The sequence below is a fragment of the Brevibacillus brevis NBRC 100599 genome, from assembly GCF_000010165.1.
Taxonomy (GTDB): domain Bacteria; phylum Bacillota; class Bacilli; order Brevibacillales; family Brevibacillaceae; genus Brevibacillus; species Brevibacillus brevis_D.
The window spans coordinates 1,180,190-1,205,446 of record NC_012491.1; the positions used below are offsets into that span (position 1 = coordinate 1,180,190).

Sequence of the window (25,257 nt, forward strand, 5' to 3'; positions counted from 1 at the left end):
AAGGAGTTTTTTGAGGAGGGGTACATATGACAAAAGCATTGCCGCAACGCTGGGATATGGATGTGATTTTTCCTGGTGGCAGTGAATCAGAGGATTTTCGGGCGTTTTTAGTGACAGTGGAAGGGGATATTGCGAACCTGAAAGCGCGTTTCGAGCAATCTGGCGCTGGTTTGCATGAAACAGCCGCTTTCAAAGAAGTTGTCGCTCAAGTTCAAAGCATTGCCGTGCGAGTGAGACAAGCAGGTGCATTCATTTCCTGCCTGACTGCTCAAAATGTAAAGGATGAGCCTGCCAAGCTGATGGGTGGGCGTGTAAAAAGCATCTCGGCTGCGTTTGGTGCAGTGTTGACGCGATGGGAAGAACAGCTGCTGGCTATCGACGAGGCTGCATGGGAGAATTTGTTGGCAGACGAAGAATTGCAATCGCTTGCTTTTGTGCTGAATGAGCGCCGTCGCCGTGCACAGGAAAAGCTGTCGCCTGAACAAGAAGTGCTGGCAAACGATTTAGCTGTAGACGGCTATCATGCTTGGCAAGACTTGTACAATGCGGTCGTTGGACGTATGAGCATTGAGGTTGAGGTCAATGGAGAGACGAAGCAGCTGTCCGTGGGGCAAGCTTCTAACCTGATGAGCAGTCCTGACCGTGCTGTGCGTTCCCATGTTTTTGAAAAGTGGAATGAAGCTTGGGGCAAGGAAACGGAGCTGTGCGCACAAGCGCTGAATCACTTGGGTGGTTTCCGTCTCTCTCTGTACCGTCATCGTGGCTGGGATTCCGTCCTGCGCGAGCCACTGGATATTGGACGGATGCAGGAAAAAACGCTCGACGCGATGTGGCAGGCCATCGACAATCGCAAAGATCGTCTGGTTGCCTACCTGGAGCGCAAGGCAAAGCTGCTCGGTGTAGACAAGCTGAGCTGGTACGATGTAGGAGCTCCGGTCGGGAATGTACATAAAGAAGTGTCCTACGATGAAGCAGCTGCCCTGATCGTTGAGCACTTCAACCGTTTCAATCCGAGCATGGCTGAGTTTGCGCAAAAGGCATTCGATGAGGGCTGGATCGAGGCAGAGGATCGTCCTGGCAAGCGCCCAGGCGGATTCTGCACGAGCTTCCCAGTCAGCAAGCAGTCGCGCGTGTTCATGACGTATGCGGGAAGCGCAAGTAATGTATCCACACTGGCACATGAGCTGGGGCATGCGTATCATCAGCAAGTCATGTGGGATTTGCCAGCCCTTAACCAAAACTACGCGATGAACGTAGCGGAAACAGCATCGACCTTCGCAGAGATGATCCTCGCTGACGCTGCTGTGAAAAATGCAGCCAATGATGATGAAAAACTGGTGCTCTTGGAAGATAAGCTGCAATCCATCGTCGCGTTTTTCATGAACATCCACGCTCGCTTTATTTTCGAGAAAAACTTCTATGAGAAGCGCAAAGAAGGTCTCGTGAGCGCGGCTGATCTCGACCGACTCATGGAAGACGCGCAAAAGCAAGCGTACAACGGCGCTTTGGCAGATTACGAGCCGCATTTCTGGGCATCCAAGCTGCATTTCTATATCACGTCGTACCCGTTCTACAACTTCCCGTACACATTCGGGTACTTGTTCAGCATGAGTGTCTATGCACGTGCGCTTGAAGAAGGGGAGAGCTTCGCGCCGAAATACGATGCACTGCTCCAAGATACAGGCCGCCTGATGGTGGAAGACTTGGCGAAGAAGCATCTCGGCGAGGATATGACAACAGTTGAGTTCTGGCAAAAAGCTGTTGACCTGGCTGTGGCAGACATCGACGAATTCCTGCGCCTGACAGAAGAAGCATAAATGTACGAATAAATTAGTTCCAAGCAGTCTGTCACTATTCTGACAGGCTGCTTTTTTCGTGGAGAGATTGTTAACATTGCAGAAGAAATCTTCGGATAACATTTACCTGCGGTTTATCGAATCCTCGCTATTTTTTCGTACAGTAAAAGGGAAGGGAGTACTTGTAAAGGGAGGCATCGTAATGGACACTGGCAGTCATCTTTTGTTGGGTGTCACACTGGCGGGGTTAGCTCATATCACGCCGGCAGTGGCGAATGATCCGGCGCTTGCACAGGCGCTGATGATCGCAACGGTAGTGGGTTCTCATGCCCCGGATTTCGACACTGTGGCCAGACTTCGCGGTATTTCTTTTTACATTCGCTTTCATCGAGGAATTACGCATTCGATTCCCGCCTTATTTCTGTGGCCCCTCATCATCAGCCTTTCTCTTTCCTGGGGGTTTGGGCTCATGGGGCAGTTCGGTATTTTGTACGGTTGGACGCTGTTAGCTGTTGTGCTGCATGTTTTTCTCGATATGCTAAACGCCTATGGAGTCCAATGTATTCGTCCTATTAGCAAGCGTTGGGTGCATTTGGATGTGCTCGCGATTTTTGAGCCACTGGTGTTCGCGGTTCATCTGGCAGCCGCGATCTGGTGGATTGCTTTTAGAGGAGATCCTAGCGTGTTATTTCCGGTTGCATATGCCATGACGCTCGTGTATATTGGCGTGCGGGCTTGGCAGCATCACCGTAACGTCAAACGGGTAGTAAGGGCATTGGAAACAAGGGGCATATCCCATGTGTTCCCGAGCATACATCCATTTCACTGGAGATTCGTCGTTGAGACGGAGGAACTGTTTTACACAGGGAGAATCGAGTATACGCGTGTGATACTGGAGGATGTATATCCGAAGCAACAGCGTGATGCGATCATCCAGGCTACTGTCGGTGTGGATGGCGTTCGTGCTTTTCTCGGATTTGCTCAACGAATCCACGTCACGTGGAAGGAAATTGCCGACGGTTATGAAGTCACGTGGAGCGATGTGCGCTTTTGGTACAACCGCAAGCTGCCATTTGGCGTAGATGTTGTCTTGGATCGTGATTTGAACGTCGTTGATCATCGGTTAGGTTGGCGAAAAAAAGCGTGGGACCCACCGTTTGTATAAGGGAAGCTAGTATAGGTAAGCCTCGTCAGTTAGTGAAACTGGGGGCTTACTTTTTTTGTGTGAACAAGGAGCCTCAGCGTCTGCTTCTTGCATTGTTTCAGTAAAACTTTCTGCTCCCCCCTTGAAAATGCCTAGATAGCGTTTTTTTTTTGCCAAAGGTTTAAGTGGTATCGATAAACCAACAAAGCTGGTAAGAAGAAAAAGCACAGGGATCGTAGACCTTGACAACGCCTCCCCAGTTGGAACTTTCAAAAGGGGACCACGCTTGTCGAACACTTCTTCCATGAGATACATCCGCCCGTAGGGTGGCTTTGGCTCGACGGTCCCCTTTTGAAAGTGGAGACGGACAGTGAATCCCCCCTGCAGGCGTGTCAGAGTCGAAGAGAACTGTGCTTTTTCTTCTCCTCCACTATGTTGACCCCATTAAGGACCTTTAAAGCTATTCTAACGAAATGGCGCTATGCAAAATCCAACAAGAATGATACACTGAAAAAAACTAAACGTTCGATGGTGATAGAATGAATAACTTATATTCGATCAGAGTGGAATGGTCTCCTGCGTATGAATGTATCATTAGCCTCTACACTTACATTTACGAGAAAGACCGCAAGCATAGTTTGCTTGGTACGGCTTGGTTAGAGGAAACAAAACAAAAGCTCCCGGCGTCTTTTGCAGATGAACTCGCAGACGAACGTTGGGAGGTACTCCACCGCTTGGTGCTGCTTGTAGCGCAATCGCCCCAGACCAAATCCGTCGAAAAATTTCTTGGGTGGCTGGAAAGCATTCCTCCCGGTGAAATTTATGAGCGCCTCGCGCCGTGGGTGGAGACAATCCCGCTGAACTTGGGAGAAATCCGTGATCGCAGCCTATCGTTGCTTACCCGGTGGAATGAGCATTATTTTTCGAAGATGGACCCACGCATTTTGGAGAGTCTGCAACGGAGCGCCGATGAGCTGACGGCCCGCGCCAAAGAAACGCCTCCAATCGACTTGGTCGATCATGTTACAAACGGTATCTGGATTGAGCCGATGGCAGATTTGCGGGAGGTTGTACTGATCCCGCAATATCATTGTGCCCATTCTTCTGTTCTCGACTTTTATCGGGGGCTTGCCACTTGCATGTACCCTGTCAAAGATGCGGCAACGACCAAACCACAGCCACTCTTGGAGCTGTTGCCTATCACACAGTGTCTGGCAGATGAAAAGCGCCTGCAAATTTTGCGCTGTCTGGCAAAAAAGACGTGCACGCTCGGTGAATTACAGAAGCAAGTATCTTTGGCAAAAAGCACCGTCCATCATCATGTAACGGCGTTGCGCAGAGCGGGGCTGATTCGTGCTCACTACACAGGAAGTACGACGATTTCCTACTACAGTCTGCGAGAAGCCTTTGTCGAGCGTCTCCCGGTCTTGCTTCGTTCCTTCTTCCATGCATCAGAGTGATTTTGCTTACGGAAATAGCATGATTTTGTTGAGAGGGTAGGTTGAATCAGTATGAGCAAAATGAGGCAAGTGTTGGAGGCGTATCATCCGATTGTTCATCTGTTGATGGCAGGGACGGTGTTCGTTCAGCTCACCCAATCGATGAGTATCCCTTTTTTGGCTATCTATCTCGGTGAAACGACGAAGCTCTCCCACGCCTATATTGGACTGATTATCGGGGCAGGTCCTTTGGCTGGAACAGTAGGGGGATTTGTTGGTGGGATTCTCTCAGATTTGTTTGGCAGACAAAAGCTGATGTTTTTTTCTTTGCTTGCTATGGCGTGCTCGATGATCGGCTTCATTACACTAGCACATCCGATCGGTTTATTGGTAATCAGCATGGTTATGGGATTGGCGGCATCGATTTTTGCGACGGTTTCAAAAGCGTTGATGGGCGACTTGACGCCCGAGCAAAAACGTTTTCGTGTGTTCTCGAATCGCTATCTTGCGAGCAATCTGGGCTTCGCGATTGGTCCTATGCTCGGTGCTTTTTGGGGGATTTCCGGCAGCAATCTGGCGTTTGTTCTGACTGGGGTATCCTTGGTGAGCTTTGCCGTCATTTTAGTAGTGGCATGTCGGAGATGTGGCGTCACCGATAACAGTGGGGAGAACGGAGAGGTGGAGCGAGCCAGTTTAGGTGAGATCTGGCAAGTGCTCAGAAGGGATGTCGTCCTTCTTACCTTTGTCACAGGCGGAATCCTGTTAGTGACGGTGTACGGTCAGATGTCTGTTACACTCTCCCAATACTTGCGGGAAAACTTTTCGGAGGGTGTCGCCTTGTTTGGAACCTTGATGAGCGTCAACGGATTTACCGTCTTGCTTTTGCAAATTCCAGTAACGAGGCTGGTTGAGCGTTATTCCTTGTTTGCGAGGATAGCAGGCGGTGCTGTATTGATGGCCATAGGAGAAGTTGGTTTTGCTTTTTCGTCAAATTGGGTTTGGTTTATTACAGCGATGATCGTTTTTACGCTCGGGGAAATCTTGATCATACCAGCGGAGTATGCGCAAATCGATGAGATCAGTCCCGCGAATATGAGAGGGACTTACTATGGGGCACAAAGCGCAACCATGCTCGGCAGCTTCCTTGGTCCATGGGCAGGTGGTATGGTGCTCACAGCATATGGTGGCCCCGTGATGTTTGGGGTCATGGGAGTATTGGCGCTGGTTAGCTTGATCTTTTATTGGCTGGGACGCAGAATGCATGAACAGCGGAAGCAGCCTAGAAATGCGATTGTAGAGACTGCCATGTAGCTTCTTGCCGATTGATTGATATTGCCGTATAATGGAAAGTATCTTTTTCAAAAGGGGACGTTTTGATGTCGGTGTGTGTTCTTAACTAAGCAACTGGATAGGGTACTCCCATTGTTTTTGGCAAAAATCTCATGTCATGTGAGTTTATTTGCTATGGAACAGAGGAGGCCTTGATTAGTTAAGAACTTACGGTCATCCATCTACCCATTTGCTCGACTACGGGAACCGTGCTCTTACGCACGGTTTTTTTTGCGGGACTATCCACGCGCACGTAGCGAACGTATGCCCTCAAGGCGGAGATGAACGAATGTTCATGCTCTGCCTTTTTGCATGCATCGATGGGTCCATCCCTTTTGAAAAGAGGTATTCTACTTGAAAAATTATATCGAAGACACCTATAAACAAGTGCGTTTACAAGAAGGACAACAAGTGATCGAACAGTTTCTGCTTGCATGTTATTTTCATCCGGATTTGCCTACGAAAGAGTTGGCAAGAAAAGTACTCTTGCCTGTACCTGTGGCGACTGCGATCAAAAAAGAGCTGATTAAGGCAGGTGCCATACAGCAGGGGAGCGGGGTGAGATGCACCGCAGAAGGGGAAGCGTTCATTGAGCAAAAGCTTGGGTATGGTGGACTGGATCGAGAGCTGTACGAAAAGCTGATGAGAGACGACGAAGCTTGGAAAACCGAGCTGGCTGACCTGCAGGCGGAGATGGAGATGATTTTTGCTGGGCGTCCGCAAGTCGATGTACAGATCGATCAGTCCAAATGCACAGTCGAGACGAGCCTGCGCAGGGCAATCTTATGCTTGCGGCATCAGAGCTTGGTGGGCAAAAAAATATTATGTGTCGGGGATGATGATTTGGTCAGCATCTCGCTGGGACTTTTGCTCAAGCGCTTGTTTCCAGGGAATCAACAACGTCCAGAGCAAATTGACGTAGTCGATATCGATGAACGTTTTCTTCAGTACATTACGGAGGTGTCCAAGCAAAAAGCATTGACCGTTGCCTGCCATCAGGCTGATTTGCGGCAGCCGCTGCCGAAGAAGCTACAGGGTGGGTACGATTGCTTTTTTACTGATCCACCTTACACGCTGCAAGGAATGGCTCTGTTTTTATCCCGCGGAATCAGTGGGCTGCAAAAGCAAAAAGGACTGTCCATCTTCCTGTCCTTCGCGCATAAATCACCTGATTTTACGCTAAATATGCAACGGGAGTTCGTGCTGGCAGGCTTGACCGTACGAGAGGTGCTCAGTCATTTCAATGAATACGAAGCGGCGCAAATGATTGGAAACAAGGGACAGATGATCGTGCTTACCACAACAGAGCTGACGACTCCGACGATCAAACATCCATTTCTGGAGTCGCTGTACACAGGTGAAAAGACTCCTTCCAAGCGTGAGTATCAATGCAAACGTTGCAAAAGATCGATCCAGGTAGGGGCACAGGCAAAAATAGTGACGATCGAACAATTGAAAAAACGCGGCTGCCCTCGTTGCAAGCACCAAAGCTTTGAGCTGTTGTCCCGTCGAAGAGCACAAGACTGATTGTACGCAAGTGGGCATATGGTAGTGGTGGAGGGGAGGGAGAATAAGAGAAGATGGCTTACGAAAAAGCGTTTTCTTTATTACGAATCGTGACGGGAATCTTGTTTTTCATCCATGGCATAGCCAAACTGCAAAAAGGGATGGTTAATGTTGTGACGACGTTTGGTGATCTCGGCTTGCCGGGGTGGCTGGCGTATCTGGTGTTGATCGTAGAACTACTCGGCGGCCTCGCGCTGATCATTGGAGTTGGGGCGAGATATGCCGCATGGGGATTAGCTGCGATCATGGCAGGTGCGATTGTGACAGTGAAATGGGCGAAAGGCTTTGTGGGCGGTTATGAGATGGATTTGATCCTGTTGCTTGTCACAATTTGTGTAGGTCTAAAAAGGTGAAAAAAAGATCCGGCTGAACAAGTAAGCGGTCAGCTGGATCTCTTTTTTTAAACAAACAGCTCGTAATACTCAGGAGAAACGTTATCTATAAATGGACTTTTTTCATCCGAATAGTAAAGGTGCAGCTCATGCATGGCACGTGTACATGCCGTGTAAAAAAGCTTGCGTTCACTTTCTTCGCCATAGCATGTAGCGGAAGCATCATAAAGGATGACCGCATCGAACTCGACTCCTTTTGCCAAGTAAGAGGGAATGATCAAGATTCCTTTCTCAAAGGAAAGAGTAGCGGGCTTGATCAAGCGAATCGGCAATCTCTCTTGCAAAGCGTCATGAACGATTTGAGCTTCCTCTAGCGTTTTTGTGATAACAGCGATCGTCTGATGACCACGATCAGTGAGCTCACGTATGCGTGCTTCGATTTGATCGGTATGAGCCTGAGGGGATGTCACTTTGGTTAGAGTTGGCAAGCGACCATCGCGCATAAAAGGCTCAATCATCTTCCCGTTTCGCAATAGTTGCCGCGTAAACAAGACGATGGGATAGGTGGAGCGGTAGCTTTTGGTCAGGACGAAGGTCTCCGTCTCTTCGTGCTCAAACAGGGATGTGACAGCATCAAAGCTATTTTGGTGATACGCATGGGCGTAAATCGCCTGATTCCAGTCTCCCAGCACGGTCATTTTGGCACGGGGAAACAAGCTCTTGATGAGAGCGAACTGAAAGGCGGAGTAGTCTTGGGCTTCATCGAGAAAGACATGACGGACGAGGTTGTTCGTCTGCTTGCCCTCCAATCGTTCCTGCAAATACAAATAAGGAGGGATGTCTTCACATGCCAAATACTGTTGCTCTAAACGCTCTGCTGTCTGTTCGCACACTGCTGGCCACTTGTCTAATACATCGTGTTGGAGAGTGCTTGGCGCAAGCGTCCCGAGCAAGTCAGGTGATAAAAAGAGCTGGCGGTAAATAGCGCGAGTATCAATAAATTGGAGCTCCCGGATAAAATCGCGCAGAGGCTGAAACTGTTTTTTGACGATCCATGTGGCTAAGAGCTCCTGCTCGCGTTCGAAGTCATCGAAGGTATCCTCCCGAAACTGCTTTTTGCGGCGCAGCGATTGATAGGCAGCTACATACGAATCTCGGTCAAGCAGCTCCATTTCATCTTCTACCCATGGCTTTGATCGTTCGCGCTGTTCCATTTTTTTTAGCTCTGTCAGAAGTGATTTTGCAACGAGTACCATCCGATTGGGGATAGGCAGATTCGTATCGAGAGAATAAAACAATTCATGGATGTGAGCCGCACTGATTAGTGTCTGGTCCCTAAATGTAACAGGGAGAAACATAATTCCAGCTTGTTTCAAGCTATTCGCGTATTCATCCATGGCCTGCAAAAACAAGGAGCTTGATTTGAAACGGATCCCTTCCAGCCGCGCCTCATATCCAGACTGATCACTTGCTGTCAGTACATACTCCATCTGTTCAAGCGGATTTTCCAGTTGGAAGTCGTCACCGAGACGATGCTCCGCGTATTCCTGAAAAGTCGTTTGCTGCATATTTTCCTCGCCGAGCTCAGGAAGAACGGTCGAGACGTAGCTGTTAAACAAAGAGTTGGGCGAAAACAAGACGATTTGCTCTGCGGTCAATGTTTTGCGATAACGGTATAACAAATAAGCGATTCGTTGCAGTGCCGCAGACGTTTTTCCGCTACCGGCGGCTCCAGAGACGATGACGAGTCGGCTGCGTTCATTGCGGATGATGCGGTTTTGGTCCCGTTGGATCGTGGCAACGATGCTTTTCATCTGCGAGTCAGCCTGTTTGCCGAGTACCTCCTGAAGCAGCTCGTCGCCAATCGTCACGCCCGTATCGAACAGGTGCAGCAATTTGCCGTCGCGAATGATGTATTGTCTTTTGCACGTAATCTCTCCATTTACGCTACCGCCTGGAGTATTGTACTCGGCTGGCCCCGGCGAGTAGTCATAATACAGACTGGAGATCGGAGCGCGCCAGTCGTAAACGAGAAATTCCTCGTCGTTTTTATCCAGCAAAGAAGCAATGCCAAGGTAGATGGCTTCTGGCTTCGATTCCAGCTCTTCTTGAAAATCAATCCTGCCAAAATAGGGAGATTGCAACAATCGCTGTAGCGTACGCAACTGATTTTGGGCATGGCGATGGATGCGTTCACGCTCGGACAGGACCTCCGCTTGCTGCTTGATACTGGCGTAAGTCTCGACAGCTTCAATGGCATCCTCGAAGTTGACTGTCACGTCGTCCCAAAAATGCTTGCGAATGCCGATGATATCCTCGCTCACGACATTCACATGCTCTTTCAGGTCATCTATTCGGTTCTTTATCTCTGAGATGACTTGTTCAACACGTTGTTGTTCGTTTTGCCGATCTTGATCAGTCACGCTCATGGTACCGCTCCTTTTTCGTTCCCCATTTTTGGCCTGAAGGTTTGACAATCGAAAGTGAATGTGATACTATTATATTGGAGATAAAATAGTTACATATGATCGATTAACCAACAGACCAATTCTCATTTTAACACGTGAAAATTGGCTTTTCAACATGGTATAGGAAAAATACAAAGTGAAATGACAGGGAACTCCTTTGGGGGTTCCCTTTTTTGTTGCGGTTAGACTTGTCCGCCAAGGATTCCGGCGAGAGCTACCCATATACGGGTTGTTCCCACCAGTCTATTGAAAAGGAGAAGGATGTCTTCTCACCTGCGTTTGGAACGCGAACGATGAGTGACATGCCAGGTCCGAGAATCCACTGTCCGCTAGGGGTCGCCTCAACGGTAGAGGACGCCGGAATGATTCGTGTGGCAGTATGAATGTGATCAGAAAAGGTATCTGTCATACCAGTGCCATGTAAAATTTGCCCTTGGGCGGCTGGACAAGCAGGGAGTTGAACATAACCAGAAGTCACTTGACGTGAGAGAGTCGTACCTGTGATTGAGGAGGCTTTGCCAAACAAGAAATGTGCTTCTATCGGGTGCGGGGATGGATTGGTGATCATCCAGTGATGGACAAATAAATGAACACTGGAGCGTAAGGGATTCGACAAGGCAGCAATCCCGATAGCCCCATCGCCCACGATTATTTTTTCCGACTGTCCCATGAAGTATTTACATTGATCCGCCATCGACATCGCATACGGAATGTGAACACTCCGACTCAGCTGTTCCGTAGCAGAAGGAGTGGGAAACGGATAGTACCCCATCTGCATGTAGACATCTGGTATTCCGCCAAAAAAGTACGAGGGGCGGGTATAGGAGGGCTTTGTCATGATTTCCTCTCCTTGTGAGTGGGGTAATTGCTAACTCTACAGCATATGGCGATCGTCCATGGAGGGTGTCAGGAAGAAAAAACAGACACCATTGTAGCTGGTGTCTGAACGAGTTTTGGATTACTTTTTCTGGGGAGAAAGACGAACGCGATGGTATTGCTCCAGGCGGCCGTCTGAGTCAATGGTTAGTTCAATTTGCTCTTTCTCGGCTTTAAAAGTAATCCCGCCTAGCTCTCGTGTAAATCCGTTCGTATCTCCTGTTTCAATGAATTGGTTGCTAACGGTTTTAAACTGCTTCGTATTTTCGCTGCCAAGTATTTGGTTCATAAGCTCTTGACCACGTTTTAGGTAGTAATCCTTTTGGCGGGTCGCTACTTTCGCTACGGGAAAGGGACCACCGTGATAGTGCAGCAAAATGCCTGTCGTACTGTCGAATTGCATTTCGGCAAAACGTTTCCCTTTATCCGTTGCATTCCCTGTCTCGTGCAAGGTAAACGTCCATACTCCCCGAATGTCTCCTGATATTGATATGGGAGACTTATGCATCCCCATGAGTTTCCACGTTTTCAGTGAGGGCTCCACTTCAAGTAGCTTTTGAAAACTGGCTTCTACAAGAGTAGGTATTGATTCCTGCTTACTTGCATCACTTGGCTGCGCGGCGGGAGTATGCCCCGAACTTACAGTCGCGACTCCTGTCAAACCGATAACAGCTGCCAACAATAAACTGCCGATTGCTTGAAAAGGTTGTATTTTCATGGTCGATCTCCTTTACTGTAACGAAATTTTTACTGCTTTATCCGGTTCTGCTTCTCCGCTCATATGCGGGATTAATTGGATGTACGCGGGTTTTTCCTTGAAGGAAACGATAAATTTTCGCGAAATCCCATTCTCGTCGTAATCAGTGCTTTCCTCCTCAATACGAATTTCCTTTCCATTGGGATCGAGGAGAGTATACGAAGGCTCATATAGCTTGTCGTCAGGCGGAATTTCTTTTAGTACAACCGTTGTGGATACCGGCGTGAGTGTAACCTCTTTGACTTGAAATGCAAAATTACTCCGCAAGGTTTGGCTGATGTTAGGCGTGAGGGTCTTGCTGTCAATCTTCGCAAACTGCTTTACAACAGGAAGTTTCAGGTTCCATGTGCTTTGTGCATTTTGATAGTCATATAACTGCGCCTGCATCGTAAACTGATCGGGCCAAGTTCCATTGAGGGTAATGGTAGTAACACCTGCGAACAAATAATCCTCCATCTGTTTGACCTCACTGCTCCAGCCTGCTCCGGTGCTATCGATGGGCTCAGCCGAGGTAAAATCCTTTAGTACGATTCTTTCTGCGATTTCCTTGGCGGCTGCTTTTTTGGTCGATTCGGGCATCTGAATCAAATAGCCAATACCCAATTGTATCCCATCGTAAAATACTTCGTTGACCGTGATCGTAATGCCATTGACCACTGTGCTTTGGTTGACTGCGGTAATTAGCCCTTTTTCGTTGGCGATTTGTAGAGCATCTTCTTGAAACAGTTCAAAGACAGAGCTGATGACCGGTATATGCTTCAGCTTTTCTGCCCATGTGGGTGAGGAAAATCCGAGCGTCAGGAGGGTGAAAAGCAGGAAAGACGCAACGCTTGCAGAGGCCATGAAAATCCTTTTCATGCGGATACGGGGACCCGATGACTGCTCTTGTGGCATGGTTACGAATAAATTGCTTCTGATCCGTGCTACGGTTTCTTCGTCCGGGGTGTGCATTCCGTTTTCTCGTTCAAGCTGTTGGACGATGTCAATAAGCTCAGATGCGTCATAGGCCAGAGCCCCGCTGCTCAACTCCGAGTGAGGCGCCTCCAGCCACTTGGAAAAGCTCTCGATTTGTTCAGAAACAATCTCGTCTGAATTGCGCTTCATAAGAATCCTCCGATCCTCGTAGATTTCCTTTTACCTTTTCTAAGGCGCGATACATGCGATTTTTTACGGCACTTTCGCCCATTTGCATGATTTGTGCGATCTCGGCAAAGGTACATTCACCGAAAAATCTAAGCATGATAATTTCCCGTTCGATCTCATTGATTTGCTGTAGGGCAGAGGTTAAATCGAGTTGAGTGGTTGCTTGCTCTGCATAGCAGGCAGACGAATTGGCAGATAGAGAACCGAGCTCCCATTCTCTCGGACGTCGCTTTTGCTTGCGTTGTTCGTCCATGAGCGTGTACTTGGCAATTTGAAACAGCCAGGTGGAAAAAAGCGACTCTTCCCGAAAGCTATCGAGCCGACTCATTGCTTTTAAAAAGGTTTGCTGTGTCAGATCCTCCACTAGCGTTTTCCCCACTTTGAATGAAAAATAACGGTAAATTCGCTTTACATAATGATCATAAATAGGAGCAAAGTCCTCTCGATTTTCTTTGGCACGCGAAATCCAGTACTTCTCATCAAAAGATGTGGATTCCATTTTCTCCCTCCCTTCTTCAACAGAATTAGACGCCAGGCATTAGAGAATCGACACAACTGGTTTTCGATTTTTTGCATAGAAAAAAGGCTGGGCAATATCCCAACCTTTTGCAAGCATATGAACTCTTTCGTTTACGATACGGTTTTCCATGCATGAATCGCAAGCAACGCCCAGCCAGCAAGGAACAAAACTCCGCCAATCGGCGTAATCGCACCGAGAACCTTAATACCGGTCATCGCCAGCGTGTAGAGACTGCCGGAGAAGATCAACGTTCCGGCTGTAAAGCACCAGCCTGCCCAAACGAGGCCAGAAGAATCCGGGTACCATTTGAGCAACAGAGCAACCAGCACCAGAGCCAGTGCATGTGTTGTCTGATAGGTCACGCCCGTATGGAAAATGCCCAGCGAATATTCGTCCAATTTTTCCTTCAGTGCATGTGCTCCGAATGCTCCCAACGCAACCGAAAGGAATCCACTGATACTGCCAAGCATCAAAAACAGCTTCATGAGTGCGTCACTCCTTTTTTCGCATATCCTTACATCTGTTCGACCTCTATTTTAGCGTAAAAAGATAGACATTGCCCAATTTTGAGACTCCCACGGCTAAAGCCGCAAGCTGACACCTTCGGTATCAGTGGGATTCTTGGGTGGTAGTCGAAAGTGCATTTCTGCTATCCGTAGTTCCCCCAAGTTTAGGACTGTCTCATCAGCCCATCCTAAGACAGTGCGTATAGCATCTTAGGCTGACAGACTGTTACCATCTGCCACAGGTTGGCGCATGATATTGATGGCTCCAACCCGATCACGATGCCCATGGAATCCGCATGAACATTCGTACATTCTGTCTTTCGCTTTGTTCTTCTCTCTACAGGCAGGACAAGATTGAGAAGTGTAGGCGGGATTGACCTCCACAACTTGTATGCCAGCAAGATTTGCTTTGTAGGAGATAAATTGTTGAAGTTGATAGAAAGTCCAACTATGCAGGTTCTTTGCGTTTTTACGGCTTGTTCTTGCCGTCTTGCGAATATTCTCTAGTCGTTCAAGCTTTATGATTGATACACCTTCCTGAATAGCTGTATTGACAATTTGACGACTGATCTTGTGGTTTTGATCTTTCATCCAACGTTGCTCTTTATTGCCTAGCCTCCGAATGGTAGACAGTTTTTTGAGTTTGCCTAATTTGCGTCTACGCTGTTGGTGCTTTCTTCGTATGTACTTGTTCTGTCTTCCTTTCCCAAAGAAACAAGTCTTACCCGTAGAAGTTACTGCAACAGCAGGAACTTTCAAACCAAGATCTATACCCATGACGTTTTTGTTGATTGTTACGCTTGTAGGCACTTCTACGGAAATTTGAGCGTACCATTTCCCTGACTTTTCAATGATACGCATCAATCCAAATTTTCCTTTGCTTAACAATTCCCTGTCTCGGCTAGTCATCGCAGCACGAAACGCAGTTTTCTTCGTCTTTCCATCTACAACGATAGGGAAAGCAACTGTATTTTCAGATACCGTGTAGTTTTGATTATTGACGAAATATACAGGTTTCTTAAGAATTGGACGACCACCAAGTTTCTTACTTTTACGAAAAACACTCTTAGCATCACGTATGGATTGGTTACAGACGGCTGATGGTAGAATCGTTTCAACATTTTTTGTCGTTGTCTTTGGAAACGAACTAAGTTGTTCAGCTTGTTCCGTGAGCAGATTGACTACACGAATATATTCCTTTCCTAAATGACGAAGAATATCTGGTTGAGCAGGAAATATACGAATCTTAACGGTTAACGCTTGCATGTATTCACCCCCTTGTCTTTTGCTGTTCAACATATCTTTTAATCGTTTCGCTGGAAACATTCCCTGCCGTACTTACAAAATAGGAACGTGTCCAAAGAGAAGGCAAATGCGCTAGATGTTTAAACTCCTCTCTTAATTTTTTAGATGTGACCCCTTTGATTTTTGCCATAATATCAGCAGGACTGAATGTTGGCAAAGCATTTAAAAAAAGATGAGTATGGTCTTTGTCTGTTTCGATTGCGATAATCTCTATTTTTAATTCATCGCAAACATCCTTAACTAATTCCTTAAACCTGATTTCTACATCTGATTGGAGGAATATCTTTTTTCTGTATCGCGGACAAAAAACAAAATGATAGTGAATGAATGATACGGTAGTGGCTGTTCTTCTATAATTATCCATATACTGATTGTATCAGTTTGAATCATTCACTACAACAAAAACACAAGAGACGTTGGAACATTAACGTGTCTAAAGACACCCCTGTTCCAATCTCGCTATCATCCCACACCTAAAAGGAGTGGGCTTTCTCGCTCGAAAAATTCTGTAATTTGGTGAACACGCCTTGGACTACCATACAAGCCGCTTGTCAACCTCCGACATAGAGTAAAGTATCGCAGTGGCAACGCTTACAGGCCGCTGCGACGGGAGGTGACGTAATATGAACAAATGGATTTCCAACGTAGGAGGGCTTCTTGGTGGCTACGCATTGTTGAAAGCGCCGTTGGACGGTTCCTTCCTAAGTGGGGTGGACCCGGTGGTGGATGGATTGGGTCTGATCACGGTGGTCGTATTCGCAGGAGCTCTTATTTATTCTGGTGTACGCGGCTGGTTCAAGGGTTAAGTAGCAAGATGAAAAACAAACCAAGGGTGTCTCCAGTTGGGGATGCCTTTTTTCTTCTTGAGGCAAGCGTCTTTAACTAATATCTTTATTTGTGCTTTACTTGATTGCTCTTTTTATTCGTAATGAAATCCATGATAACGATTAAGGCCACGATAAAAATAGACTGTAATAGAGGTTTTACATAGCTGGATTGATCGTATATAAAGTAAGCTACTATCAAGTTCAGTATGAAAGTAATGAAGTACCCAAAAGTTTTCATTATCTCACCTCATCTCAGAACCAATGTCTATTATAGTAGATTTTCTTACATCTACGCCAAGATTACCACCAGTATAACTGATAATTCGCAATATCGTTTCTAAATGCTGGCGTCTTTTAGCGCGGTTCCCCATAGGCACATCCCTCCCAGTTAAATCCATTAGCTGCGTCTCAATTAACTCCTGTTCTTTTTCAAAATTTGAAATCCGATCGCTTACAGTTTAGTTGAAGTTTAAATCACATTTTTGAAAGGAATAAGCAATTTAACACAGTGTGTACGTTGTATTATTGGTCTTCGCCAACATAACGATTTTCTCCAGACATGAATTTATTTAATGAGATCCACCATTTTAGGGAAATGGGCATCAGAAAAGATTGAATTGAGCTTGAAATTTCACAACCTAGCAATGATTCCAGAAACCCAATTGTAGCTAATTCTTTAACATAGTCGTCACCGTTGATATGGAGCATTTCTAAAACCTCAAATATCATTGGGAACTCGGTTAACTTTTGCTGTTGGTAAAGCTCATCTACATGTTGGGCGAAATCTGAGACATCAATATACGGAAGATGCTCTTCGCTATCGTCGTAAGTTTCACTAACAAAATGGAGCCATCTTTCTTTATAGGATGGACAAGCAGATAAGAATAAGTCGATAACCTCATGTTTTTGTATCATTTCAAAGTTCACTCCATAAAAGGTATATCGAAATTTTATCACATGGAAAAATCGTTATTTAACACTTTAGTTACTGTGTACCCAGATACTCAATGCTCATTATATAAAAAAGCCCATCCTATCTAAGGATGGACAAGGTTGAAGGAGAATTATTCAAACACCGGACGCAAGAAACTTCGCTCGTAACTGATGATGCACTTTGTTTGCTCTGCGAGTGAGAAGGCAAGTTGGCAATCTACATCGACCAGTATTTTCTTTCGATAATCTTCATATTCTGCCAAACTAGGAAAACTAAATAAGGCATAAGCAATATTATTAGCACCTTCATGAGGAAGGAAATAGCCATGATGATGTCCGCCAAACTTGTTGACAAGAGGTATCCACATCTTTGCATATTCTTCAAAAACACTTACCTGATATGGATCAATAACATATTTCAAGTAACAAGTGACCATTTTTCCACTCCCTAAGGGTTTTTCCTAAATCTTACTGTACATCAGCATTAGGAACAAGACGGGATATGGTTCTACACAATGTGTATTAAAAAAAGACTTTTACTAAAAGTCTCGTGGATTCGAATCACATTCTATTTTTAAAGGCTTAAACCAATTTTTCAGGAATGTTCGTGTATCTGAGATTGTTGTAGCAACATCGCCTTTTTGAATATCGATGTATAGGCTAAAGCCTCCATCAGATTTAGACTCAATTGGAATCAAGTCTATGAATTCGTTAAATTCTTTAACTACTTCGGTGACCCTATCCATTTGTGGTTTGGTTACATCGCTTACTATCATCAAAAATTGTCTCTTCAATAATACACCCCATAGTTTTTAGTTGTAATTCATTATAACACACAGGGAGTATCAGGGGGAAAAGGCCAGCAGGCAGCTTGTTGACCAGAGTTGAAACGAAAGAGATAGGTGTCGATGGGTTTATCAAAATAGTTATTTAGAGAAACAGAGGGGCATTAGATGAGCGGTAGACACAAATTTGAGTGCGAGGATTGCCAAGTGGTCGTAATACTGCGAGGAACTACAATACATGCATCGTTGGTGGTTTTAGAATGCCCTGATTGCGGAGAGGATTTGAGCTGGAAAGGACAGGAGGTGCAGCCAAATGACCGAGTAGCAGATCATTGAAACGCTGGCAACGAAGGTTATGGGATGGGAAAAGCATGAAGTAGAGCTTGACCTAACCGATGGAGGGAAGCAGAAGTTCTTCGACTCTTGGCGGAAGAATGGAATAGAGGTTGCAACTCACTGGTGCCCACTCCACAACATAGCCGATGCGTGGATGATAGCAGAAAATCTCTACATCGGGGTGCTTCCACAGTCTCCAGGAGCTCCAGAGGATATGAGGTTCCTTGCGGTATTTGAAACTCATCCATATGACAGAAATATCGAAATTTATGCAAAGACAGCACAAGAAGCGATATGCAAGGCAGCTCTTGAGGCAGTCGCTTAACAAATCGGTAATTATGTAATACTCCCACACCTTAATAAAGGGTAGGAGTCGGGTAACATACAACGGCATCGATAAATCTTGGATCAATACCATAAAACATCCAGGACCTGCCGTTCCACCGATAGCCCGTAACCCCGTTGTACTCAACGGTAGTTGGATAAAACCAAAATTGTTCTCCATTTACGAGCCAAACATAAGTGTTTTCGTACACACAATCGACAAGATAGGTAGATGGTTGCGGAGGGACGTAAGTTGGCCTGGGAGGGATGAAGCTTGGGGGTGGAGATGTTGGAGCCTGAGCAGGATACACCATTCGCTTTCCACTCCTTCCTAATCTAATCAGCATAATATTCCTGGTCATTTCGAGGAGTGCAGAGTGTTTCTAAAAACAATATTCGAATCGCAAATATTGGTAAGTCAATTCTTAATAGTGTGGATACAACCCACACGATTTGTTAAATAGGAGCGATACCTTTGTGCTACTTGATGTAATGCAACATAGTCATTTGCAAATAAAAAAGAAGTGTCCCAAAGGACACCCTAATTGAACAGCATTATTTATGCTCTTGAAAGTGCATAGATTTCAACCAAAAAGTTTTCTTGTGCACCCTTGGGACTCCCAATGTAAAGAGAGCGAGTAGAAACAACATCTGTGATTTTCTCGCTAACTACTCCAGTAAGATGAGTAGGATCATTGCCTCCACTAACATCTTGACTGACAGAAAAACTAATTTGATTAGGATTAGAAACTCCACTTATTACCCATTGAAAATTAACTGTGTCTGGCGGAAGGACTTCTGTACCAATATTTGAGCTAGAACGATGCGATTGACCAGGCAATGGGGAAGGAGCGGAATAAATAGCGCCGATAAACGTCGACTTAAGTGCACTCATGAAAAAACACCCTCTCAGGAAAGTAACTACATGAAGAATGTGTTTCAAGAAAATGGTAAATATGCAATCGATTATAGCCAACTTACGGGGGCGCGCGTTTTACAAAACATTACGTTTGCACCCAGGGAGGGGAACAGGATAGATGGGTTGTGCTGCCCAACGTGTGGGTGTTAGAAACTAGCTCATTACCTTGGTGGCGTATATGAATGCAAACTATGCGGGCGGAATGTGGACCAGTTCGAATTAATACCAACCGAGCAGTTCTTGGAACAGGATATGTCGGTGGAGCAACTCAAGGGTTTAATCGATATCAAACTGGATATGATGCTGCTCTTTCCGGAAGACAAGGCAGCGCAGAGCCTTTCCGTAGCGTACTGGAGAAACACGGGTATACGGCAGACAACTTACCGACGGGGGCAGTGATTGCTGTCGCAAACATCACTGAATGTTGGTCTGTCGGAGAGAATCATCAGGGCGGCATGCCAGTGCTCTTTAACGGGGATGAAGGACAAATGAAACGGATTTGTCTTCAAGAGGATTCCTTCGGATGGTTTGAACACGGACGGTTTGTATGGGAAATGACGGATGTGAAGCCGTTTGATCCGGTGCCAGCAAAAGGGCAGCAGGGACTTTGGAATTGGGGAGGGGAACGGGATGCAAGCAGGACGTGAGTTGGATGCCTTGGTTGCGGGAGCGCTAAAAGGATGGGAGCCCGGATTCATCGGCATTTGAAAGAAAACGATGGATGGATACTTATTCCTCAATATTCTACCGATTGGAGACGAATGGGTGAATTGGTGTAAGAAGCAAGGAAACAAGATATCTACCTCGATATTTTACCAAATGAGACATGCTACATCAGTGAGGCAAAGACAATGTCAAACGCCACAATCGGAAAAGCAATAAAGAGTGAAGCGCCTCATGCAGCATGCTTGGCATTCCTTGAGTCGAAGGGAATCGCTATTTAACAAAAGAGAAATTGTGATTTTGTCCATGTAAACTTGTACCTTTCTCTCTTATAGGAGTTTGAATAAAGTATACAAACTTTCGAAAAAGGGGGAGTGAGCGATGAGAAAAAATAAAAACAGCATTCGGGGCGGAGTTTCCGTTATAACTTGCACTAACCGACCACGTTTTTTTAATAACATCATCGCTAATTATAAGACCCAGTTGTTTCGGGTAAAAGAGTTGGTAATTGTGATAAATAAAGATAGCATGAGCTTGGCAAAATACCGCAAAAAAGTGCGGGGCTATAAAAATATTTCTGTCTTCAAAGTTCCAGAAAGGGTCTCTTTGGGCAGATGCTTAAATTATGCGATCAGCAAAACGAAATATCAATTTATCGCAAAGTTCGATGATGATGATTACTACTCACCACATTATTTAAAGCAGCAAATGAATGATCTTCATCGTACAGGAGCTGACATTGTTGGAAAGCGGGCATTTATGACTTATCTCCAATCAAGGAAGCAATTAATTTTACGTTTCCCTAGACAGCACAATAGGTTCGTAAGGGCGCTCGCAGGGGGAACTTTATTATTTAGAAAACGTGTATGTAGCCGCGTACGTTTTGCTAACATTTCGCTTGGGGAAGATGGAAAATTTATAAGGGCCTGTCTAGCAAGAGGCTATAAACTTTACGCTTCTGCTCCCCGTAATTACATTGCAGTTCGTAGAACGAACAAAAAGAGTCACACATGGAAAGCCTCAGACAGTTATGTAAAGTCGGGAAGTCGGATTCTGGCAAAGTCGATTCATTTGCGTAAACTCGCTTCTCGAAAATTGATCTAACGTGAAGCGGATGAACAAGAATTGGAATGTAACATAATATTTTGGGAGTACAAAAAAATAAGCCCCCAAACAGGGAGCCCTAATAATTTCCTTCGTCAAGAAAATTATAACATGGGCTACCGCGAGGGGGAATCTGGAAATGAGCGCACAGGTACAAGAACAACTGTCATTTCTGCAACCAGTGAATGAGACAGAAGTCAGAAAGGCCGTTGTGAAAGAACTGAAAGAGTATAAAACCCTCCGTGTTGCTCTACAGAATAGGCAGGAACTAAGAGAGAAGGGCATAGGTCAACTGTTCCCAAGGCTACAGCCAACAGAGACAATAAACGAGCTGAAGGCCAACCAGATTGATCGAGCATTGCAATACTCGCTAGACGAGATCGAGCGTCGGATTGTCGAAGAGAAGTATCTCAGCACTTCACGCGTAAAAGACATCAATGTATACCTTGATTTAGGGTTAACAAAAGACCAATACTACACAAAAAAGAAAGATGCAATCAGGCAAATTGCTACGGCACTCGGGATGATCTGAGTGCCCTTTTTTGTGCGGAAAAGCCCAATAAAATCGCGATTTACTCTGCTGGGATTTACCGGACAGGGGATTACATGCGAGACCTACGGCTTCGGCTTCTCGTCCCTTGTCCGGTATCTCTCATATTCGAATAAGCCGATCCTATCTCAATTGTGCAGAAGCGTAGCATTGGCTATAATTCGGAATGATTTAAATAATACAGTTGTATTGTTTTTTGGCGCGTGCTATGATGTCTTTAAAAATGTAAAGAGGTGGAAAATATGGATTATTTTAATTTCTAACTCGTTTCGTACATACCACGTTAGTCGACGAAACAATTCAGTAGATAAGAAATTTGAAAAAGGCATGTTCGAAAAAATTAAGTGGAAATAGGAGTGTGGATTATGATTAAAAAATTTATGACTTTGGGTGCAGTTGTTTCTGTATTAACTTTCGGTTCGCAAGCCGCTTTTGCCAGTGATGGGTGGGCGGATTCAAAAGAAACTGCTCATGCTATCAACGATGGTGGTAGTTTCTTTCAAACAATCTCGGATAGTACAGATGTTGATTGGTATGTTTATAGAAATAACTCAGACAAATCGAATTGGGTATTCGAACTTCAATCCCCTGCTGGTATTAACTATGACTATGACTGGATAGCTTTTGGACCTAATGGCGAGTATATAATGTCTGGTACTGCTGGTGATTTAGGGCCTGGCCAAATTGACGCTGCATCGGCAGGTGGCATAGGATTTGGTAAGGGAGTGACAGTATACTTTAAGGTTCGTGGACATTCCTCCCAAGATTTTGATTCGAGGCATGCTTACGCTGTTTACTTATCGGCTTGGTAATTGAGAGGAAAGTATTAATGAAAAGCACCCTAGTGGTGCTTTTTTCTGTTCCAATCAAATTTAATAGGGGACTATTTCGGTCTTTGCCCATTGCTCTGTATCGCTCATAACCGATACGCCGATCCTGTCTCAAGTGTACAGAATTACCTGCTGCACCGCCTCCTATAGCCTGTGACCGCAGTTAGGCGTAAGGATTGGCTCGCGCCGGATGCCCCTGCCGAAAGAGTGGGGCTTTTGATATAGACAAGCTCCTGCCATTACCTCAGAATGGAAGTATAGGGGGTGATATTTTGCCAGAAATGTATCTAGGAATTTCGATACCTGATATTGTCGTTAGTTCGAAAACTATTCTTCCAAGTATCGCAGGGGTTCTTGTCACAGTGATACTAATAAGAAATAATTTAAATTAAGCACCCACGCGGTGCTTTTTTCATGGAGGTGGGTGAAATGTAGTGCGCCAGTATGTCGACTCAGCGACAGGAGAAATATACTACACCGAGGAAGTACTGCTCCGGTCGGACGAGACGTAAAGGTTTTTCGTCCTGTAGGCCACAGCACAAAATTCGTGAAGATCGTACCTTATGCCAGCAAGGGAACTAATCTCCTGCAAGGCGACAATGAGCGCGGACAAAAGGGGACGCCGCTTACCGTCAAAGACCTTACCCGCATTGTCTCTAAAATCAATCCAGCCTCTTATAATCCGCGAATAGATTTGCAGCCGGGCGACATCGAATACGAGAAGCTGAAACGATCCATTCAAGAGTTTGGATACGTCGAGCCACTAATTTGGAATGAGCAAATAGGTAATCTCGTCGGCGGACATCAGCGTTTTAAAATTCTTGTAGAACAAGGAACTACTGAAATAGAGGTTTCTATTGTGTCCTTGGATGAAATCCAAGAGAAGGCGCTCAATATCGCAGCCTAATGGGTAGTGGTCGCGGAGAACGTTAGGGGAATGATCATTGGATTAGCGAAAGGTTATGTGTCTTTGGTAGCCAAGCGGTTCCGTGAAATGGGGGATGAAACTCAATTATTTTGACTAACTTCAGCAACAATGGGTGTGCCTCAGAAGAGAGCGCATCTTTTTTATTGCTCGGAGAAATGACTTGGAGCTTTCTGATCTGGCACTTGAATTCCAAAGAACGACCGACTCTCTACAAGGAGATACGATCAGGAAGAGGAAGACCGCTTGAACCAAATACCAGGACGTCAAAACGCGCCATATGAAGAACGACATCTTTTCTAAAAGGTGGCGTCTTTTGGCTGTTTCCCCCATATACATAAAGTAGACCGACGGCAAAAGGGGGAGGCGAAACGATTTGACCAACGACGAGCGCAAAGAACTGGAGCGATCCATTGACGAAATTACCGAGATCGCCAAAGGGTTCAATCTCGATTTTTACCCGATGCGATACGAGATATGCCCGTCTGACATCATTTATACATTTGGCGCATATGGAATGCCCACACGATTTTCGCACTGGAGTTTTGGAAAGTCCTTTTACCGGATGAAACTGCAATATGATCTGAATCTGAGCAAAATCTACGAGCTCGTCATCAACTCCAATCCATGTTACGCGTTTCTTTTGGACGGCAATTCCTTGATCCAAAACAAGCTCATTGTGGCTCACGTCCTTGCTCACTGCGACTTTTTTAAAAACAATGTGCGCTTCTCCAACACCAATCGGGATATGGTCGAAAGCATGGCGGCCAGCGGAGAGCGGATTCGCCAGTATGAGATCGAGTATGGCAAGGAAGCTGTGGAGAATTTGCTCGACGCGAGCTTGGCGATTCAGGAGCACATCGATCCGAGCTTGCTGCGTCCGAAGCTGCGCTGGAAACGAGAGCCAGAGGAAGCTAACAAAAAGACGAGGAACGAACGGAACTCCCCTTATGACGATCTCTGGGGATTGGACCGTAAAGCAAAAGAGGAAGCCGAGCCGGTAAAAGCACCACGCAAATTCCCGCCGGAGCCGGAAAAAGACCTATTGCTGTTCATTATGGAATACAGCAATATCCTAGACGATTGGCAGCGGGATGTGCTGACGATCATCCGGGATGAGATGCTGTATTTCTGGCCGCAGATGGAAACGAAGATCATGAACGAAGGCTGGGCCACCTACTGGCATATGCGCATCCTGCGCGAAATGGAGCTGACAGAATCGGAGACGATCGAGTTTGCCAAGCTGCATTCCTCCGTTATTCAGCCTTCGACGACGAGTATCAATCCGTATCATTTGGGTCTGAAAATTTTGGAGGACATTGAAAAGCGCTGGGATAATCCTACGAAGGAGGAGCAGGAGCGTTTCGGACGCAAACCAGGAGAGGGACGCGCAAAAATATTCGAGGTGCGCGAGCTGGAGTCTGACATCAGCTTCATTCGCAACTTCCTGACCAAGGACCTCGTCAGTGATCTGGATTTGTATATGTTCGGCAAGCAGGGCAACGATTGGGTCGTCGCGGAAAAGCAGTGGGAGAAGGTACGCGATGGTCTTGCGGGTACACGGGTTAACGGGGGATTCCCTTATGTACTCGTACACGATGGGGATTACTTACGCTCCGGCGAGATGTATTTGAAGCATCATTTCGAGGGCCTGGAGCTGGATGTCAAATACGTAGAAAAAACATTGCCTTACATCTATGACTTGTGGGGAAAATCCATCCACCTTGAATCGATGGTGGAGGATCGACAAGTGTTGTTTACGTACGATGGCAAGAAGGTACATCGCCGCTTTTTATAGGGGGAAAAAGGCCGCGTGCCGGGTGGAAGCTGACCGAGCGTGCGGCCCTTTTCTACGTGCCCGAACGAGGACAACTGAACCG

General features: G+C 46.0%; 28 protein-coding genes. 14 read left to right on the forward strand and 14 right to left on the reverse strand.

The annotated features are described in order from the left end of the window. Positions 1-26 precede the first annotated feature (26 nt). A complete protein-coding gene (locus tag BBR47_RS06100) occupies positions 27-1,817 on the forward strand; it encodes a M3 family oligoendopeptidase (protein WP_012684875.1) in 1,791 nt (596 codons plus the stop codon). Between the two features lie 181 nt (positions 1,818-1,998). Beyond that, positions 1,999-2,961: a metal-dependent hydrolase gene (locus BBR47_RS06105; protein WP_012684876.1), complete on the forward strand. Its 963-nt coding sequence runs from the start codon at positions 1,999-2,001 to the stop codon at positions 2,959-2,961. A gap of 6 nt (positions 2,962-2,967) precedes the next feature. Here BBR47_RS06105 and BBR47_RS30150 read toward each other — a convergent pair whose 3' ends face one another. Then, a complete protein-coding gene (locus BBR47_RS30150) occupies positions 2,968-3,246 on the reverse strand; it encodes a hypothetical protein (RefSeq protein ID WP_155801072.1) in 279 nt (92 codons plus the stop codon). A 233-nt stretch (positions 3,247-3,479) separates the two neighbouring features. On the opposite strand from BBR47_RS30150, the gene BBR47_RS06115 reads away from it, so the two are divergent. The 4 genes from BBR47_RS06115 to BBR47_RS06130 all read left to right on the forward strand — a co-directional run bounded on the left by BBR47_RS06115 (position 3,480) and on the right by BBR47_RS06130 (position 7,627). Further along, a complete protein-coding gene (locus BBR47_RS06115; RefSeq protein WP_012684877.1) occupies positions 3,480-4,400 on the forward strand; it encodes an ArsR/SmtB family transcription factor in 921 nt (306 codons plus the stop codon). Positions 4,401-4,451: 51 nt separating this feature from the next. Further along, positions 4,452-5,690 (forward strand): MDR family MFS transporter, encoded by a 1,239-nt coding sequence (locus BBR47_RS06120; RefSeq protein ID WP_012684878.1) that lies wholly within the window; start codon positions 4,452-4,454, stop codon positions 5,688-5,690. Positions 5,691-6,062: 372 nt separating this feature from the next. Further along, positions 6,063-7,235, forward strand: a complete 1,173-nt coding sequence (locus tag BBR47_RS06125; protein ID WP_012684879.1) for a bis-aminopropyl spermidine synthase family protein — start codon at positions 6,063-6,065, stop codon at positions 7,233-7,235. 53 nt (positions 7,236-7,288) lie between these two features. Next, a complete protein-coding gene (locus tag BBR47_RS06130; protein ID WP_012684880.1) occupies positions 7,289-7,627 on the forward strand; it encodes a DoxX family protein in 339 nt (112 codons plus the stop codon). A 47-nt stretch (positions 7,628-7,674) separates the two neighbouring features. Here the strand turns inward: BBR47_RS06130 and helD are convergent, their stop codons facing one another. The 8 genes from helD to tnpA form a co-directional block, all read right to left on the reverse strand. Next, positions 7,675-10,035, reverse strand: coding sequence for an RNA polymerase recycling motor HelD (gene helD, locus BBR47_RS06135; RefSeq protein WP_012684881.1), 2,361 nt, complete (start codon positions 10,033-10,035; stop codon positions 7,675-7,677). 253 nt (positions 10,036-10,288) lie between these two features. Further along, complete coding sequence (locus BBR47_RS06140) at positions 10,289-10,912, reverse strand: DUF6143 family protein (RefSeq protein WP_012684882.1); 624 nt, start codon at positions 10,910-10,912, stop codon at positions 10,289-10,291. A gap of 120 nt (positions 10,913-11,032) precedes the next feature. Next, positions 11,033-11,668 (reverse strand): hypothetical protein, encoded by a 636-nt coding sequence (locus BBR47_RS06145; protein WP_012684883.1) that lies wholly within the window; start codon positions 11,666-11,668, stop codon positions 11,033-11,035. Positions 11,669-11,680: 12 nt separating this feature from the next. Then, the gene (locus BBR47_RS06150; RefSeq protein ID WP_012684884.1) at positions 11,681-12,811 is read right to left on the reverse strand and encodes a DUF4179 domain-containing protein; all 1,131 of its coding nucleotides are present in this window, start codon (positions 12,809-12,811) and stop codon (positions 11,681-11,683) included. Continuing rightward, positions 12,780-13,349 carry an RNA polymerase sigma factor gene (locus tag BBR47_RS06155; RefSeq protein ID WP_012684885.1) on the reverse strand — a complete coding sequence of 190 codons (570 nt, stop codon included), beginning with the start codon at positions 13,347-13,349 and terminating at the stop codon, positions 12,780-12,782. Before BBR47_RS06155 ends, BBR47_RS06150 begins: the two co-directional genes overlap by 32 nt. Positions 13,350-13,480: 131 nt before the next feature. Then, positions 13,481-13,855, reverse strand: a complete 375-nt coding sequence (locus BBR47_RS06160) for a DUF423 domain-containing protein (protein WP_012684886.1) — start codon at positions 13,853-13,855, stop codon at positions 13,481-13,483. A gap of 231 nt (positions 13,856-14,086) precedes the next feature. After that, a complete protein-coding gene (locus BBR47_RS06165; protein ID WP_012684887.1) occupies positions 14,087-15,142 on the reverse strand; it encodes an RNA-guided endonuclease InsQ/TnpB family protein in 1,056 nt (351 codons plus the stop codon). 4 nt (positions 15,143-15,146) lie between these two features. Beyond that, positions 15,147-15,545, reverse strand: a complete 399-nt coding sequence (tnpA, locus tag BBR47_RS06170) for an IS200/IS605 family transposase (RefSeq protein WP_012684888.1) — start codon at positions 15,543-15,545, stop codon at positions 15,147-15,149. Between the two features lie 259 nt (positions 15,546-15,804). Here tnpA and BBR47_RS06175 point away from each other — a divergent pair, with 259 nt between their 5' ends. Then, positions 15,805-15,987 (forward strand): hypothetical protein, encoded by a 183-nt coding sequence (locus BBR47_RS06175; protein WP_012684889.1) that lies wholly within the window; start codon positions 15,805-15,807, stop codon positions 15,985-15,987. 85 nt (positions 15,988-16,072) lie between these two features. On the opposite strand, the gene BBR47_RS31180 is transcribed toward BBR47_RS06175, so the two are convergent. The 4 genes from BBR47_RS31180 to BBR47_RS06190 all read right to left on the reverse strand — a co-directional run bounded on the left by BBR47_RS31180 (position 16,073) and on the right by BBR47_RS06190 (position 17,717). Further along, complete coding sequence (locus BBR47_RS31180; RefSeq protein ID WP_173362194.1) at positions 16,073-16,246, reverse strand: hypothetical protein; 174 nt, start codon at positions 16,244-16,246, stop codon at positions 16,073-16,075. Between the two features lie 284 nt (positions 16,247-16,530). Beyond that, complete coding sequence (locus tag BBR47_RS06180) at positions 16,531-16,923, reverse strand: DUF7674 family protein (RefSeq protein ID WP_041749278.1); 393 nt, start codon at positions 16,921-16,923, stop codon at positions 16,531-16,533. Positions 16,924-17,072: 149 nt separating this feature from the next. Continuing rightward, the gene (locus tag BBR47_RS06185; protein WP_012684890.1) at positions 17,073-17,378 is read right to left on the reverse strand and encodes an NIPSNAP family protein; all 306 of its coding nucleotides are present in this window, start codon (positions 17,376-17,378) and stop codon (positions 17,073-17,075) included. A 102-nt stretch (positions 17,379-17,480) separates the two neighbouring features. After that, the gene (locus tag BBR47_RS06190) at positions 17,481-17,717 is read right to left on the reverse strand and encodes a hypothetical protein (RefSeq protein ID WP_041749279.1); all 237 of its coding nucleotides are present in this window, start codon (positions 17,715-17,717) and stop codon (positions 17,481-17,483) included. A 364-nt stretch (positions 17,718-18,081) separates the two neighbouring features. On the opposite strand from BBR47_RS06190, the gene BBR47_RS06195 reads away from it, so the two are divergent. Then, a complete protein-coding gene (locus BBR47_RS06195) occupies positions 18,082-18,387 on the forward strand; it encodes a BC1872 family protein (protein ID WP_012684891.1) in 306 nt (101 codons plus the stop codon). A gap of 558 nt (positions 18,388-18,945) precedes the next feature. Here the strand turns inward: BBR47_RS06195 and BBR47_RS30805 are convergent. Next, the gene (locus tag BBR47_RS30805; protein WP_111914456.1) at positions 18,946-19,281 is read right to left on the reverse strand and encodes a DeoR family transcriptional regulator; all 336 of its coding nucleotides are present in this window, start codon (positions 19,279-19,281) and stop codon (positions 18,946-18,948) included. A gap of 206 nt (positions 19,282-19,487) precedes the next feature. Between BBR47_RS30805 and BBR47_RS06200 the strand changes: the two genes are divergently transcribed. From BBR47_RS06200 to BBR47_RS06230, 6 genes are all read left to right on the forward strand, one after another. Beyond that, a complete protein-coding gene (locus tag BBR47_RS06200; RefSeq protein ID WP_012684893.1) occupies positions 19,488-19,952 on the forward strand; it encodes a hypothetical protein in 465 nt (154 codons plus the stop codon). 397 nt (positions 19,953-20,349) lie between these two features. After that, the gene (locus tag BBR47_RS06205) at positions 20,350-21,072 is read left to right on the forward strand and encodes a glycosyltransferase family 2 protein (protein ID WP_012684894.1); all 723 of its coding nucleotides are present in this window, start codon (positions 20,350-20,352) and stop codon (positions 21,070-21,072) included. Positions 21,073-21,211: 139 nt separating this feature from the next. Continuing rightward, positions 21,212-21,604 carry an ArpU family phage packaging/lysis transcriptional regulator gene (locus BBR47_RS06210; RefSeq protein WP_012684895.1) on the forward strand — a complete coding sequence of 131 codons (393 nt, stop codon included), beginning with the start codon at positions 21,212-21,214 and terminating at the stop codon, positions 21,602-21,604. Between the two features lie 383 nt (positions 21,605-21,987). After that, entirely contained in the window at positions 21,988-22,434 is a 447-nt protein-coding gene (locus BBR47_RS06220) for a hypothetical protein (protein WP_041749281.1), read from the forward strand. A 565-nt stretch (positions 22,435-22,999) separates the two neighbouring features. Then, positions 23,000-23,359, forward strand: a complete 360-nt coding sequence (locus BBR47_RS06225) for a ParB N-terminal domain-containing protein (protein WP_231850562.1) — start codon at positions 23,000-23,002, stop codon at positions 23,357-23,359. 394 nt (positions 23,360-23,753) lie between these two features. Next, positions 23,754-25,175, forward strand: a complete 1,422-nt coding sequence (locus BBR47_RS06230; RefSeq protein WP_012684897.1) for a SpoVR family protein — start codon at positions 23,754-23,756, stop codon at positions 25,173-25,175. The last annotated feature ends 82 nt before the right edge of the window (positions 25,176-25,257 follow it).

Coding starts and splice junctions, on each gene's coding strand:
- BBR47_RS06100 (WP_012684875.1), top strand. CDS start 27: ATGACAAAAGCATTGCCGCAACGCTGGGATATGGATGTGATTTTTCCT.
- BBR47_RS06105 (WP_012684876.1), top strand. CDS start 1,999: ATGGACACTGGCAGTCATCTTTTGTTGGGTGTCACACTGGCGGGGTTA.
- BBR47_RS30150 (WP_155801072.1), bottom strand. CDS start 3,246: ATGGAAGAAGTGTTCGACAAGCGTGGTCCCCTTTTGAAAGTTCCAACT.
- BBR47_RS06115 (WP_012684877.1), top strand. CDS start 3,480: ATGAATAACTTATATTCGATCAGAGTGGAATGGTCTCCTGCGTATGAA.
- BBR47_RS06120 (WP_012684878.1), top strand. CDS start 4,452: ATGAGCAAAATGAGGCAAGTGTTGGAGGCGTATCATCCGATTGTTCAT.
- BBR47_RS06130 (WP_012684880.1), top strand. CDS start 7,289: ATGGCTTACGAAAAAGCGTTTTCTTTATTACGAATCGTGACGGGAATC.
- helD (WP_012684881.1), bottom strand. CDS start 10,035: ATGAGCGTGACTGATCAAGATCGGCAAAACGAACAACAACGTGTTGAA.
- BBR47_RS06140 (WP_012684882.1), bottom strand. CDS start 10,912: ATGACAAAGCCCTCCTATACCCGCCCCTCGTACTTTTTTGGCGGAATA.
- BBR47_RS06145 (WP_012684883.1), bottom strand. CDS start 11,668: ATGAAAATACAACCTTTTCAAGCAATCGGCAGTTTATTGTTGGCAGCT.
- BBR47_RS06150 (WP_012684884.1), bottom strand. CDS start 12,811: ATGAAGCGCAATTCAGACGAGATTGTTTCTGAACAAATCGAGAGCTTT.
- BBR47_RS06155 (WP_012684885.1), bottom strand. CDS start 13,349: ATGGAATCCACATCTTTTGATGAGAAGTACTGGATTTCGCGTGCCAAA.
- BBR47_RS06160 (WP_012684886.1), bottom strand. CDS start 13,855: ATGAAGCTGTTTTTGATGCTTGGCAGTATCAGTGGATTCCTTTCGGTT.
- BBR47_RS06165 (WP_012684887.1), bottom strand. CDS start 15,142: ATGCAAGCGTTAACCGTTAAGATTCGTATATTTCCTGCTCAACCAGAT.
- tnpA (WP_012684888.1), bottom strand. CDS start 15,545: ATGGATAATTATAGAAGAACAGCCACTACCGTATCATTCATTCACTAT.
- BBR47_RS06175 (WP_012684889.1), top strand. CDS start 15,805: ATGAACAAATGGATTTCCAACGTAGGAGGGCTTCTTGGTGGCTACGCA.
- BBR47_RS31180 (WP_173362194.1), bottom strand. CDS start 16,246: ATGAAAACTTTTGGGTACTTCATTACTTTCATACTGAACTTGATAGTA.
- BBR47_RS06180 (WP_041749278.1), bottom strand. CDS start 16,923: ATGATACAAAAACATGAGGTTATCGACTTATTCTTATCTGCTTGTCCA.
- BBR47_RS06185 (WP_012684890.1), bottom strand. CDS start 17,378: ATGGTCACTTGTTACTTGAAATATGTTATTGATCCATATCAGGTAAGT.
- BBR47_RS06190 (WP_041749279.1), bottom strand. CDS start 17,717: ATGATAGTAAGCGATGTAACCAAACCACAAATGGATAGGGTCACCGAA.
- BBR47_RS06195 (WP_012684891.1), top strand. CDS start 18,082: ATGGGATGGGAAAAGCATGAAGTAGAGCTTGACCTAACCGATGGAGGG.
- BBR47_RS30805 (WP_111914456.1), bottom strand. CDS start 19,281: ATGAGTGCACTTAAGTCGACGTTTATCGGCGCTATTTATTCCGCTCCT.
- BBR47_RS06200 (WP_012684893.1), top strand. CDS start 19,488: ATGCAAACTATGCGGGCGGAATGTGGACCAGTTCGAATTAATACCAAC.
- BBR47_RS06205 (WP_012684894.1), top strand. CDS start 20,350: ATGAGAAAAAATAAAAACAGCATTCGGGGCGGAGTTTCCGTTATAACT.
- BBR47_RS06210 (WP_012684895.1), top strand. CDS start 21,212: ATGAGCGCACAGGTACAAGAACAACTGTCATTTCTGCAACCAGTGAAT.
- BBR47_RS06220 (WP_041749281.1), top strand. CDS start 21,988: ATGATTAAAAAATTTATGACTTTGGGTGCAGTTGTTTCTGTATTAACT.